Here is a 12,084-nt window from a genome sequence, read left to right on the forward strand (position 1 = left end):
GAGTATTGTACTATTTTGTTTTTAATTGACTATATACTCAATACCATTTTCAAAATGAATAACCTTCCTGATTTCTTCCACTTTTTTCTCAATATCAGAAAGTTTTTAGTCGATTGAAATTTTTTAGCACATTTTTATACGTCAAATTTCGTTAACAGACTATTTTTGCAAAGGTCTCACACAACAAGAATTTTATTCAGCTTAAGTCGAAATTCACCAAACCACATCTTTTGTCGGATAAAAAATGAGGTTTGGCTACATCCAACATAACTTATTTGAAAGCAGATTCCCAATTTTTTATAGAAAAGACTGCTCACAATATTCTTTACCCGACGCGGTAAAACGCCAAGCTGCCCAACAGGTTGGGGAAATGTTTGACCTGTTTGTTGCCCGTCATGACCGCGCGCTCGAGGACGCGGATTTTGTTTTTGGCGCACAATAAATCAAAGTCTTTGAGCGTACACCAATGGATGTTCGGCGTGTCGTACCAATGGTAGGGCATGCGTTCGGAAACCGGCATATGACCGCCGATGGCGATTTGGAAGCGGTTGCGCCAGTAGCCGAAATTCGGGAAGCTGACAATCGCCTGTTTCGCCACGCGCATGAGGCAGCGCAGGATTTTCTCGGTATTCTGCATGGCTTGGATGGTTTGGCTCAAGACGATAACGTCAAACGTCTGGTCGCCAAATTCTGCCAAACCCTGCTCCAAATCGGCTTGGATGACGTTTACGCCGCGCGACATGGCGGCGATGACGCTGTCGGTGTCGATTTCGATGCCGTAGCCGCTGCATTTTTTGTGTTCCACCAAAGCCGCCAGCAATTCGCCGTCGCCGCAGCCCAAGTCCAAGACGCGGCTGCCTTCGGGAATCCAGTCGTAAATCAACTGCAAATCGTCGCGCAAATTCATGATCGGCAATCCTTGTCAACATTGTTCATATAAACCGCTACGGCGCGCATATAAGCCTCGTCTTCCATCAAAAAGGCATCATGGCCGTGGTTGGATTTGACTTCGATATACTGCACCGGCTTGTGCGCGGCAATCAGCGCTTTGACCAGCTCTTTGGAACGCGCGGGCGAGAAACGCCAGTCGGTACTGAAGCTGGCGACAAAAAATTTCGCTTTCACATTTTGCAGGGCGCGGGTCAGGCTGTCGCCGAAATCCGCCGCCGGATCGAAATAGTCCAGTGCCTTGGTCATCAGCAGATAAGTGTTGGCATCAAACCGCCCGACGAATTTGTCGCCCTGATAGCGCAGATAGGATTCCACTTCAAATTCAACGCCGTAGCCGTATTGATAGCCGTTTGAACGCAAATCGCGTCCGAATTTTTTGCCCAAACCGTCTTCGGCAAGGTACGTAATGTGTCCCATCATGCGGGCAATCCGTAAGCCCCGTGCGGGAACGGTATTGTGGCTGCGGTAATGTCCTTCGTTGAAATCGGGGTCGGTCAAAATCGCCTGACGCGCCACATCGTTGAACGCGATATTTTGCGTCGAGAGTTTGGGCGCAGACGCAATCACCAAGGCATGGCGCACGCGCTCGGGATAGGAAATCGTCCACTGCAAAGCCTGCATGCCGCCCAAGCTGCCGCCGACAACCGCCGCCCATTGTTCGATACCGAGATAATCGGCAAGCGCGGCTTGGGATTTTACCCAGTCCTTCACCGTAACCACCGGAAAATCCGCACCGTATTCCCTGCCCGTTTCAGGATTGATCGACAAAGGCCCGCTGCTGCCGTCGCAGCCGCCCAGATTGTTCAAACCGACCACGAAAAAACGTTCCGTATCAATCGGTTTGCCGGGACCGACCATATTGTCCCACCAGCCCGCATATTTATCCTCCGCCGAATGCCTGCCCGCAACATGATGGTTGCCCGACAGCGCATGGCAGATTAAAACCGCATTGTTTTTTTCGGCATTCAGCTCGCCGTAGGTTTCAATCATCAGATCGAAACGCGGCAAAGTTTTACCGTTTTCCAAAACCAGCGGGATCTCAAACGGAATTTTTTGGGGCGTTACAATGCCCACCGAGGCACTTTGACTCATATCCTGTTCCAACAAATGCGGCGAAAAGCGTTATTATATAGCAAACGGCATGACTTTTTGACACGGTCGGACAAGCAGCCCGACGCGCAGAAACAGCCGTCCCCATGCCGCCGCGCCCAAACCATACTTTTTCAGACGACCTCCCCCGCTTCCCGATATGATAGGCAGACTTTTCCGTATTTTTTTCTTTTTCACACTTGCCGCGCTGATCATCAACCGCCTCTTCAGCCGCAAGCAAAAACGCGCCCTGCGCGATGTCGCCAAAATCAGCGCATGGGTGCTGCTCGGTGCAGCCGCAGCGACGCTGTTTTGGTATCTGGTCATGCTGTATTTCAAACACATTCCGGATTCTTATTGACGGATGTTGATAGCCAGACAAAAGGTCGTCTGAAAACACAAATTCAGGTTTTCAGACGACCTTTTCCCGTATATTAAAAACACAGGTAATCGCGACATTGCCAAAGCCGCAGTCTCAGCTCAAGATTTAGCATCCGGCTTCTCCTTAAATTCCGTTCCGACGAACGTCCGTTTCGGGTTGCCGCGCTCCACCTGATAAAGCTGGCTGTGCTGTGCGCGGGCGTAATCGTCAGCCTGTCCGGCATGATGTTCCGCCAGCTTTTGCGCCAGCAGGGTCAAAGCCAATTTTTTGTTGGCATGCTGACTGCGTTCGCTTTCGACCCGCACGGAAATACCGCTTGCTTTATGAGTGGCACGGACGGTACTTTCAGTTTTATTGACGTGCTGCCCGCCTTTACCGCCCGAACGGCAGGTTTGGAACTCAATTTCGCTTTCAGACGGCATTTCAGGCATATCGGGCATGCGGAAAACGCCGATATACCAGTTTTTACGCGGATGCTTCGGACGGACGGGGCTGGCGCATATTCATTGGAGCGAACCTTGCCAACGCTGTGCTAAAGTTTCGGCATGCTTGCCGTCCAATTTAAGCACCGCCGACATAATGCCGTGCTTATCGGCGGTTTCGGAGATGATTTCCACCCCGACACCTTCCGCCTTCGCCTCGGCAAGCAGCCTGCCCAATACGAAACGGGCAAAGATGCAGCATTCGGCAGGCCCTTGAGCGGTAGAAATTTGCAGATATAGTGGATTAACTTTAAATCAGGACAAGGCGACGAAGCCGCAGACAGTACAGATAGTACGGCAAGGCGAGGCAACGCCGTACTGGTTTAAAGTTAATCCACTATAAATTGTTTGCATATTTTGCTTCATTTTTATTCTCCGCATCCGCCGCTGGTTTTATAAGTCAAAACGGGTTTGAACCGGGCGACCAATTCAATCAGACCTGCGTTTTTCATGGCTGAAATGACGCTGTCTATGTCTTTATAAGCCTGCGGAGCCTCTTCAAAAATCAAAGCCTTATCCTGACAAACGACCACACTGCCGAAGGCGGTTTGACGCAGGCTGTCGGCGGAATATTTGTGCGACAGGCGTCCTTTACATTCGCTGCGCTGCCATTTCCGTCCTGCGCCGTGTGCCAATGTGTTCAGCGAAATTTGGCAATCTTGGGTCGGCAGAAACAGTTCGAATAGACAAACGGTACATTTGAAACACGTTTTGATGAAATTCCTGAAAACTTACCCAAAAAGTTACCCTATAAATGATAAAAACCCGAGCATATTCAAGGTAGTAAAAAAGCCTTGAAACCGTTATGGCTCAAGGCTATATGCGTATTACAGGATACTGCTTAAAATTAGGTTTGGTGGAGGCGGGGGGAATTGAACCCACCCAGCCCGTAACCAGTAGTATGTGTATAGACAAACGCCCTTGATTTAGGGCGTTTTTTATCTGTTCATATACTACTGGCTGCGGTCATTTGTGCCACAATTTGTGCCAAACCCAACGAGGGTATTCCCATTAATACTCAAACCAACCAATACAAAAAAACAAACCGCTCGGTGCCAAGTCTCGGGACGCTCTTTCAGACAACCTTCATTATTGCTTTGACCGTATTCGGTCTGCTGAACCAGTTGTCCGGCGGCATCGTAGCCGTAGGCGGTGATTTTGCCGTCCCAGCCGGTTTCTTGGATCAGGTTGTCGGTCGGGTCGTAATCGAGACGGTAGGTTTCGCCGTTTTCGTTGGTGAGGACGGTCAGACGGCGGGCTTTGTCGTAGGCGTAGGCGAAGGTATGGCCCAGTGCGTTGGTGCGTTTGAGCGGCAGTCCGTCCACTGCGAGTTCGTAGGCGGTTTTGGCACCGAGTCCGTCGATGTGGGCGGTCAGCCGATTGAGGCGGTCATATTCGAAGGTTTCGTGACTGCCGTCGGGATAGTCGGTACGGACGGGGTTGCCCGCTGCGTCGTAGTGGTGGCGGGTGGTATGGCCCAGCGCATCGGTAACGGTTTCGAGATCGCCGTATTCGGTGTAACCGAAACGAGTGGTTTCGCCGGTACAGTCGGTAAAGCAGACGAGCTGGTCGAGGGTGTCGTAGTGTAGGTGTCGGGTTTTGCCTAAGGCGTCGGTAATGGTTTCGGGCAGCCATCGGGCGTTGTAGCCCTAGCTTGTAGTGTAACCGGCGGGATCGGTGATGCTGACGAGGTTGCCGCGTCCGTCGTAGGTATAGGCGGTAATCCTGCCTGCGGGATCGTTGACGGCAACCGGCAGGTTGAGGGTTTCGTGGTAATCAATTTGGGTGCTGCTGCCGTCCGGCGCGGTGATGGCGATAACGTTGCCTTCGGTATCGTAGAGATAGCGGGTTTCGCGTCCGAGGGGGTCGCGTTCTACGGTGATGCGGCCGTAGCTGTCGCGTTCGCTGTCGCTGCGTTGTCCGTCGGCATCGATGCGGTAGACGAGTTCCCGGTTTTCGTCGAAACCGTACACTTCCGTCCGTCCCAATGCGTCGGTAACGACGGTATGGTCTTTGCGGTAGTCGAACGTCCATTCTTCGCCGAGGTTATTGCTGCTTTTGAGCACTTTGCCGTCGGTGTCGTAACGGTCGTATTCGTAGCGGGATACCAGTCCGTCGGGCTGGCTGTGTTCGACCATGATGTGGTTGCGGTAGGCGAAACCGCGCAGTTTTTTGCCGTCGCGTCCGTAAACGGCGGTCAAATCGCCGTAGCCAAAATTAACTTCAGCAAACAGCAGCCGTGCGCCGCCGTCGGGGGAGGCGATTTGGTAGAGGTCGCCTGAAAGTTGGTTTTCAAACGACCTCTATGTTAACTGCTAATGAGATTGTTAAAGAACAAATGATTCAGACGACCTTAATAAAATATTGAAGTCGTCTGAAAAAAGGTTATCTCTACTCAACAACCCAATCGATTCCTGATTAAACAAACTGCCAAGTTTGAGGTTCGTAGTAACGTATCAAGTTGTAATGTAGATAAGTCTCCTAGTTTCCTTACACTAATATATCCGTAATCGTAGAGAGGAAATCTAAAATAATACCTAAATATAGATTTTAAAATTCAATGTAATCATCATTATCCATGTAATAATTTAGAGCATCAATAAATTGATCTTTTGTAAAATTTGGATACCGTTCATCTAAGTCATCGTAAACATCCATAACCGCATCCCCACTACATAAAATATCTAATCCATTTTCGTTTACAAAATCAGGAAAAACTTCTTTTCCATCCATTATTTTTGGGCCGTTATCCAAATAACAAACCGTCTCTAAATCAAGAATACTCTCATCTTCATCAGAAGAAATATATATGTATGGAAATTTGGCAAATTTATCAGTATCATCATCATTGAATAATCTAGCACAATCAATAACTTCTGATATACTAATTTTTCTTCTATAAAATTTATCTAAATTCATTTTTTGTTCCTTTTATGATTAAATTAACATTTACCTAATGGTTTACCAGTGCGACCGTTTAATTTTCCTCGTCGACCTGGTCTACCACCTCCCCATATACTTCTTCCGCCTTTTCTTTGTGGGTGATATAGACCATGATTTCTTCTATGGTCATTATAATCAACCAGTACCAACCTTTTTGTATCCTCATGATGATGCCACGTTAGTCCCTGTTTATTTTTACCTTTTCCCCAATTGGGACTTGAACTCATATCTCCAGATTTCATCCATTCTTTTAATTCAGGATAACGATACAGCAAGTTTACCAATTTGTCAGGGGAGGCCGCCGTATTGGCGCGTTCAGAGAAACTGGAAACATTAACGGCCAAAAACAGCGCATTTAAAGACCGTTTTTCCAATAGGCAGTCCGCGCTATTTGAACGGTTTGGTGACCGACTTCGGCTATATCGGCGAAGATGAAGATGAAGAAGACTATCATGCCTATACCTGCACAGCCCGTCCGTTTATGTGGTACCTCACGCAGAACACCGATAGCAGGGTATTTGTCGATAAGTCTGTTCTGGATATTACCAATGAAGTCTTGTCCCCGTTCGGATTCCCTTTCCAAGTAAAATGCCAAAAAAGCTATCGTACAAGGGGCTTTTGTGTCCAATATCAGGAAAACAGTTTTAATTTCCTAAACCGCCTGTTTGAACAGGAAGGCATCTACTATTATTTTACCCACAGCAACGGTTCGCACGAGCTCGTTATCGCTGATGATGTCGGTACTCTAGAAGCCATTCCTTCTCCCAACATTCCTTACCATTCCAAAAATACTGCGCCCGGCGCACCCAACATCGCCTATATCGATGTATGGGAAGAACGGGATGCCTTGAAATCCAGTCAGTTCGTGACTCAAGAATACAACTATAAAAACGCCAAAGTCCCAATGAAATCTTCTGATTCGGTTCACGATTTCAGTTCTGTTCCTATGGAACATTATGATTTTTATACCGGCTTTAGCGATGTATCCGAAGCACAAAACTACAGTCAGGTACGCAGTGAAGATCTGAAAAGCCAAACCAAGATCATTACCGGTTCGGGTACTGCCTTGACAGTAGCTCCGGGTTATACATTTACCCTGAGCAAACATCCGCATTCATCATCCAATACCGAATACACCATTCTGAAAGCAGACTATGATTTTGAAGAGGCTGGCTATACCACTGGCGATCGTATCGGCAAATTCAGAATTTCATTCCGCGTATTGCCCAAATCCTACCCATACCGCCCTCCCCTTAAAACGCCAAAACCCAAAGTTTTGGGCACACAAGCGGCGACGGTAACAGGTCCTGCCGGAGAAGAGGTTTATACCAACGAGTATGGCGATATTAAAGTCCAATTCCATTGGGACCGCTACGGCAAAATGGATGAAAATAGCTCCAACTGGGTTCGGGTAACGCAAGGTTCTGCCGGAGCGGGATACGGCTCTATCAACACACCGCGTATCGGTGAAGAAGTGCTGGTTGACTTCATCAACGGCGATGCCGACCGACCGATTGTATTGGGTCGTCTGTACAACAGCGCAATGTCGCCGCCATGGGGCTTTCCTGCCGCGGCTAAGCAGTCCGGTATCAAAAGTAAGAGTTTCAATTCGCCATTGTCCAACTTCAACGAATTGATGTTCAACGACACTGCCGGTTCCGAGATGGTCAATTTCCAAGCGCAAAAAGACCTGACCTCCCTGGTTAAAAATAACGAAACCCGTAACGTCAACAACGACCGCACCACCACGATCGGTAACAACGAAACGGTTACGGTAGTAGGCGATCGGGCGAAAACCGTCCAAAAAAACGAAACGGCTTCGATTACCCAAAACCGCACAAAATCGGTGGGGCAAAACGAGACCTCCAGCATTACCCAAAACCAAAGCATTAGCGTGGGTGACAACCAAAGCACCAGCGTAGGTAAAGACCAAAGCGTCAACGTGGGTAAAAATCGCAGCCGTTCTGTTGGTTTGAACGAAAAAGTAGGCATAGGTCAGAGCCAAGCGTTGACTGTCGGACAAGATCAGAACGTTGCTGTCGGCAAAAACCAAGCGCTGACCGTCGGTGCCAACCGCAACAAGACCGTTGTAGCCAACGAAGTCAGCAGTATCGGCGGCAACAGACAGGAAACCGTCAGTCTGAACGGCATGAACAATGTCGGCATCGGACAGATGACCAACATCGGTGCCGGCTATATGCTGAACGTCGGTGCAGGCTGGATGACCAATGTCGTCGGTGCAGAAATGCATAGCGTCGGCTTGGTGATGGGGCTCAACGCCGGTATGAACATCGGCCTCAACGCAGGTCGAAACATTACCCTGTCCGCAGGCAAGAAAATTACCATACAAGTCGGTAGTTCCATGATTTTGATTGATAAAAACAAAATCAGCATCGTCAGCAAAACGATCAAGATCGTCGGCACCAAAGTAGTGGACATCGACGGCAAAAAAGTCGATATCAACTAGAGAAGATACGCCATGTTTGAGTTGCAGAACTTTACCTGCTTTCATACGCAGCAGTTTAAAAACATCGACCAAACAGATCGGGCTTATGATGTAGTCGTCGCCAAAGTCAGTTACGAGTTTGAAATTGACCCGGAAACAGGAAAAACGAAGCTTGCGTTTGCCCGTAAGCAAACGCCGCTCACGTTTGCCGATACCTATTACGGCGATCCCTCGCAAACCTCAACTCAGTTTGAAAGCGACTTCAGCCTCTACAAGCCCAAAACCGACTTGGTCGTCAATGCCACCGCCTATGCACCCGACGACGTTCCCTCTCGGCAATTTACCGTATCCGTAAGTATCGGCGATTACCAAAAAAGCCTGGCGCTTACCGGGGAACGTTACTGGGTGCGGGAGGCAGCAGGATGGTCTTTGAGCGAACCCGACCCCATTCTTTCCCTGCCTATCCGCTATGAGTTTGCCTTTGGCGGCAGCGCAGTCGAAGACGACCACACAGGCTATCAGCAGAACGCCATCGGTATCGGCTACTATCCGAAGGCCGAACTCAAAAAAAAACGGGTTCAAGCGGACACTGAAAGCGCATCAAATCTACGACCCCGCACACCCCGTGCGAGATCCGTCCGATAAGGCCGCGCCCGAAGGCTTCGGCTTTATGCCCCGTTATTTCGCACTGCGAGCCAAACATACCGGCACTGCCGATGCGCAATGGATAGCCAACCGTGCCCCGCTACTGCCTGAAGATTTTTCTATGGCTTATTGGAACGGCGCCCATCCCTCGCTGCAGCTTCCCCATCTGAAACCCAACCATATTTACGAACTGACCTTTACCGGCATGGTGCATTCCTTCCAGGCGCCCAACCAACGTTTTACCGTTGATTTGCCGGTAGAAACCGTGTTCGTCCACGCCCATACGGCAACCAACTCGTCATTGTGTAAAGACATGATATTGGACACCATCCTCGTCGATGTGGAACAACGCCGTATTGATTGCAGCTACCGCACATCTTTTCCGGAGGAACTGGAAATTGCGGCATGCCAGCTCAGATTCATCGCCCGACACGAACGGGCAGATCAAATCGCGGCCGCCCAAGCCTGTCGGGATTCTCAGGATGAATTTATCCCAATCCCACCATCTTTGGCAGCACACGCATAAACCATACATAGGTCGTCTGAAACTCTAAACCCTTACTCATCCAGCTTTCAGACGACCCCATCCCCAACAGGAGCAAGCCGCCATGGCATTCAATAAAATCGCCCGTAAAAGCAGTGACTTCAGGGTCGTCTTTACCGTCCCCGATTTCTGCTGGCCGCCCCCTCCTGCTCCACCAGTCGCACCGCCCATCCCCTTCCCGCTCTTCGCCGACCTGGGCGGTGCCCAAACCGTCGCCACAGACGTTCGCCTCAACCGCAAGCCCGCCTTCGTCTTCAAAGCCAGTAAAACCAACCGCACCACCGGCGACGAACCCGCCATACCCGGCCGCAAAGGGGTGTTGTCGCGTACCGCCACCAAACCCGCCTGGCCGATGATGCATTCTTCTTCGGTTAAAATCCGCAAGCGCCACATCATACGCGCCGGCGATATGTTCCACATGAACAACAAGTTCAATAAGAAACTGCCGCCCAAACCTTGTATTTCCTGCAAAGCCGCTCTCGCTGCCGGCCGCCCGGTCAATCCGATACACGGGCTGAAGTTTTTGGAGAAAGAAACCGACTTTGCTTTTGAGGGCATCCTGCCGCTGGTCTGGAGCCGCAGCTATTATTCCGACCAAGACGGTACCGGCTGGCTCGGCGAGGGCTGGAGCGTGCCGGGCTGCCAACGCATCATCCGCGATGCGGCGGGATTGGCCTATATCGACGATCAGGGCCGTTTGTTCCCGCTGCCGGAAGTCGATGAAGACGATGAGGAACCGGTATTGTTCGAGAGCGAACAGATTTGGTTCAGCAAGAATCCGGACGGGCATTATGTCATTGCTTCGCTGGACGGTTCGATAGCGCTGCGTTTTGCGCCTTTGGTCGTCGCGGAAGACGGTTCGGACGAAGACTCCACCCTCTTCCCGCTGGTGGCGGTGGAAGACGCCAACGGCAACCATCAGCGTTTCGTCTATCATCCGCTGACCGGTCTGCCGCAATACGTCATCGACGGCAATGGTCGGGTGTTCTCGCTGAACTTCGGCAATGTGGCGGATGAGCAGTCGCCTAAAATGCGGCTGTTGTCGGTGTCGCTGTTGGAAGGTTTGCCGGTCTTCGGCGAAGCGGTCCGTGTCGGCAGTCCGCTGGTCCGCTACGAATACAATAGCAGCGGCGACCTGCTGCGCGTCATCGGCCGCGACGGCAACATCAAACGCAGCTTCGGCTATAAAAACAATCTGATGGTGTCGCACACGGATGCGGCCGGATTGGTATCGGAATACGAATACGACCATTACACCCCAACAGGCAAGGTGTTGCGCAACTGGACTTCTTTGGGCGAGGAATGGCGTTTTACCTATCACGACGGTTATACCGAGGTAACCGACGTGTTGGGCCGTACCGAGCAATATCATTACGATTACAACAACGAGTTGACCAAGCGGGTGTTTGCCGACGGCAGCACCGTATTGATGGAACGCGACGGTTTGGGCCGTCTGCTCAGCCACACCGATGCGATGGGGCGCGTTACCCGCTATCAGTACAGCAACGAGGGGCAGGTAGAGACCATCGTCCGCCCCGACGGCGCCATCCTGCATTTCGACTATGACGACTGCTACCGACTGATCCGTAAAAGCGATGCAGAAGGCCGTTATGACGGCTATACCTACGACGAAGCGGGCAACCTGCTGACCCATACCGACCCGCTGAAACATACCACCCGTTTCGAATACGACGACAACGGCCTGTTGCTGTCGGTAACCGATCCGAACGGCAGCAGTACCGCCTATCACTATAATGAAAACCGCCAGCCCGACCTCATTACCGACTGTTCCGGTTACGAAACCAAACTGGCCTACACCCCCGAAGGGCAACTGGCGCGCATTACCGATGCGCTGGGACAGCACACCGAATACCATTACGACGCCGCCCAAAACCTTACCCTCGCCCTCTATCCCGACGGCAGCAAAGAAACCTTCGGCTACGATACCGCAGGTCGTCTGAAAACCCATACCGACGGCGAAGGCCATACCACTTCCTACGAATACGGCCAAGACGGTCTGCCGACCCGACGCACCAATGCGCTGGGCCATACCTTCGGCTACCACTACGACAAAGCCCGCCGCTTAGTCGGCCTCACCAATGAAAACGGTGCGCGCTACCGCTTTGCCTACGACGTCCTCGACCGCCTGATTGCCGAAAGCGGTTTCGACCATAAACTGACCGGCTACCGCTACAACGCCGGCAACGAGCTGGTCGAGCAGCGCGAATTCGGCGACGACGCCTCCCTCGCCGCCAAACTGATGGCGCAGCTGGGCGGACAGCCCGTCCCCAAAAAGGACGCCGCCCCGCTTTCAGACGACCTCGACAGCCAAACCCCGCTGCGGATTACCGAGTTCAAACGCGATAAATTGGGACGCTTAATCCACACCCTTGCCCGCGATAACGACAAGGTTCAGGAAACCGCTTACCAATACGACCTAGACGGCAACCTCGTCCGCGCCGCCAACCGCCACAGCATCACCTGCTTCGACTACAACGAAAACGGCCAACTCATCGCCCAGCACCAATGGAAAGTACCGAGCAAGGAAGAGAACGCCCGAAACGTTTTGCCGAGACCTTTGCAAAATTCCCCAAAATCCCCT

At 51.1% G+C, this 12,084-nt stretch carries 11 protein-coding genes and 4 pseudogenes; 7 read left to right on the forward strand and 8 right to left on the reverse strand.

The genetic code is table 11. The annotated features are described in order from the left end of the window. Positions 1-325: 325 nt before the first annotated feature. Both metW and metX read right to left on the reverse strand, forming a co-directional pair. Positions 326-907, reverse strand: coding sequence for a methionine biosynthesis protein MetW (gene metW / locus HMPREF2954_RS11095; RefSeq protein WP_003743445.1), 582 nt, complete (start codon positions 905-907; stop codon positions 326-328). Further along, positions 904-2,043 (reverse strand): homoserine O-succinyltransferase MetX, encoded by a 1,140-nt coding sequence (gene metX, locus HMPREF2954_RS11100; RefSeq protein ID WP_045074882.1) that lies wholly within the window; start codon positions 2,041-2,043, stop codon positions 904-906. Before metX ends, metW begins: the two co-directional genes overlap by 4 nt. A 157-nt stretch (positions 2,044-2,200) precedes the next feature. Here metX and HMPREF2954_RS12760 point away from each other — a divergent pair, with 157 nt between their 5' ends. Continuing rightward, positions 2,201-2,401 (forward strand): protein MIGRI, encoded by a 201-nt coding sequence (locus HMPREF2954_RS12760; RefSeq protein WP_045074880.1) that lies wholly within the window; start codon positions 2,201-2,203, stop codon positions 2,399-2,401. A 119-nt stretch (positions 2,402-2,520) separates the two neighbouring features. Here HMPREF2954_RS12760 and prfH read toward each other — a convergent pair. Further along, a pseudogene (prfH, locus tag HMPREF2954_RS11110) lies at positions 2,521-3,138 on the reverse strand (peptide chain release factor H). Here prfH and HMPREF2954_RS13150 point away from each other — a divergent pair. Continuing rightward, a pseudogene (locus tag HMPREF2954_RS13150) lies at positions 3,137-3,244 on the forward strand (IS5/IS1182 family transposase); the annotation flags it as partial. The pseudogenes prfH and HMPREF2954_RS13150 overlap by 2 nt on opposite strands. Before the next feature lie 28 nt (positions 3,245-3,272). Here HMPREF2954_RS13150 and HMPREF2954_RS11115 read toward each other — a convergent pair. After that, a pseudogene (locus HMPREF2954_RS11115) lies at positions 3,273-3,566 on the reverse strand (RtcB family protein); the annotation flags it as partial. A gap of 291 nt (positions 3,567-3,857) precedes the next feature. Continuing rightward, positions 3,858-4,229 (reverse strand): hypothetical protein, encoded by a 372-nt coding sequence (locus HMPREF2954_RS13335; protein WP_231574606.1) that lies wholly within the window; start codon positions 4,227-4,229, stop codon positions 3,858-3,860. A 135-nt stretch (positions 4,230-4,364) separates the two neighbouring features. On the opposite strand from HMPREF2954_RS13335, the gene HMPREF2954_RS13420 reads away from it, so the two are divergent. Further along, positions 4,365-4,493, forward strand: coding sequence for a hypothetical protein (locus HMPREF2954_RS13420; RefSeq protein ID WP_457818104.1), 129 nt, complete (start codon positions 4,365-4,367; stop codon positions 4,491-4,493). A gap of 60 nt (positions 4,494-4,553) precedes the next feature. Here HMPREF2954_RS13420 and HMPREF2954_RS13345 read toward each other — a convergent pair whose 3' ends face one another. The 3 genes from HMPREF2954_RS13345 to HMPREF2954_RS12025 all read right to left on the reverse strand — a co-directional run bounded on the left by HMPREF2954_RS13345 (position 4,554) and on the right by HMPREF2954_RS12025 (position 6,221). Then, positions 4,554-5,105 (reverse strand): type IV secretion protein Rhs, encoded by a 552-nt coding sequence (locus tag HMPREF2954_RS13345; protein WP_231574607.1) that lies wholly within the window; start codon positions 5,103-5,105, stop codon positions 4,554-4,556. 349 nt (positions 5,106-5,454) lie between these two features. After that, positions 5,455-5,823, reverse strand: coding sequence for a DUF7716 domain-containing protein (locus HMPREF2954_RS11125; RefSeq protein WP_045072669.1), 369 nt, complete (start codon positions 5,821-5,823; stop codon positions 5,455-5,457). A 23-nt stretch (positions 5,824-5,846) separates the two neighbouring features. Then, positions 5,847-6,221 (reverse strand): HNH endonuclease, encoded by a 375-nt coding sequence (locus HMPREF2954_RS12025; RefSeq protein WP_197067774.1) that lies wholly within the window; start codon positions 6,219-6,221, stop codon positions 5,847-5,849. 2 nt (positions 6,222-6,223) lie between these two features. On the opposite strand from HMPREF2954_RS12025, the pseudogene HMPREF2954_RS11130 reads away from it, so the two are divergent. From HMPREF2954_RS11130 to HMPREF2954_RS11140, 4 genes and pseudogenes are all read left to right on the forward strand, one after another. After that, positions 6,224-8,314: pseudogene (locus HMPREF2954_RS11130) on the forward strand (type VI secretion system Vgr family protein); the annotation flags it as partial. A 12-nt stretch (positions 8,315-8,326) separates the two neighbouring features. Then, the gene (locus HMPREF2954_RS13350) at positions 8,327-8,938 is read left to right on the forward strand and encodes a DUF2169 domain-containing protein (protein ID WP_321178095.1); all 612 of its coding nucleotides are present in this window, start codon (positions 8,327-8,329) and stop codon (positions 8,936-8,938) included. Beyond that, positions 8,919-9,464: a DUF2169 domain-containing protein gene (locus HMPREF2954_RS13355; protein ID WP_321178096.1), complete on the forward strand. Its 546-nt coding sequence runs from the start codon at positions 8,919-8,921 to the stop codon at positions 9,462-9,464. Before HMPREF2954_RS13350 ends, HMPREF2954_RS13355 begins: the two co-directional genes overlap by 20 nt. 82 nt (positions 9,465-9,546) lie before the next feature. Beyond that, the coding region (locus HMPREF2954_RS11140) for a DUF6531 domain-containing protein (protein WP_070689143.1) at positions 9,547-12,084 on the forward strand (2,538 nt) is incomplete at its 3' end.

It is taken from the genome of Neisseria sp. HMSC067H09 (genome assembly GCF_001814135.1).
In the GTDB taxonomy this organism is placed as follows: domain Bacteria; phylum Pseudomonadota; class Gammaproteobacteria; order Burkholderiales; family Neisseriaceae; genus Neisseria.

Bases quoted from the DNA above. Each gene is read 5' to 3' on its own strand.
- metW (WP_003743445.1), bottom strand. From the start codon at position 907: ATGAATTTGCGCGACGATTTGCAGTTGATTTACGACTGGATTCCCGAA.
- metX (WP_045074882.1), bottom strand. From the start codon at position 2,043: ATGAGTCAAAGTGCCTCGGTGGGCATTGTAACGCCCCAAAAAATTCCG.
- HMPREF2954_RS12760 (WP_045074880.1), top strand. From the start codon at position 2,201: ATGATAGGCAGACTTTTCCGTATTTTTTTCTTTTTCACACTTGCCGCG.
- HMPREF2954_RS11125 (WP_045072669.1), bottom strand. From the start codon at position 5,823: ATGAATTTAGATAAATTTTATAGAAGAAAAATTAGTATATCAGAAGTT.
- HMPREF2954_RS13350 (WP_321178095.1), top strand. From the start codon at position 8,327: ATGTTTGAGTTGCAGAACTTTACCTGCTTTCATACGCAGCAGTTTAAA.